The sequence below is a fragment of the Allobosea sp. FBZP-16 genome, from assembly GCF_002831785.1.
Classification (GTDB): Bacteria; Pseudomonadota; Alphaproteobacteria; order Rhizobiales; family Beijerinckiaceae; genus Allobosea; species Allobosea lupini.
On the sequence record NZ_LNCQ01000015.1, the window covers coordinates 1,041 to 1,542 of the forward strand.

Below are 502 nucleotides of genomic sequence, written 5' to 3' on the forward strand. Positions count from 1 at the left end.
AGCAAGATCGACGATCTTGCCAAGGATGCCGGCTTCAACGGCATCAACCTGCTCACGGGTGACCGTCTGTCTGTCGTCTTCAACGAGAAGACCGGCAAGAACCAGACCAAGCTCGACGTGCAGGGCACGCAGCTGACGTCCGACAACCTCGGCATCGTCAAGGCTGGCAACACCCAGCTCGCCGGTAGCACCAACTTCCAGAACGACTCCGATCTGGAAGCCGCGACCAAGTCGCTGACCGGCGCGCTGACCTCGCTGAAGTCGCTCTCCTCGACCTTCGGTGCGAGCCTCTCGGTCGTCCAGACCCGGCAGGACTTCACCAAGGACCTGGCGAACGTCCTGACCTCCGGCGCGGACAACCTCGTCAACGCCGACCTCAACCAGGAAGCCGCCTCCCTGCTCGCGCTGCAGACCCGTCAGCAGCTCTCGCAGCAGGCGCTCTCCCTCGCCAACCAGGCCGACCAGGGCGTCCTGCGTCTCCTCGGCTGATCTTCGGTCCGCA

The 502-nt window shown here is 64.3% G+C and carries 1 protein-coding gene; it reads left to right on the top strand.

From position 1 onward, the window contains the following. On the top strand, nt 1-489 hold a 489-nt coding region (locus CXY91_RS05395), incomplete at its 5' end, for a flagellin (RefSeq protein ID WP_282569362.1). Nucleotides 490-502 lie beyond the last annotated feature (13 nt).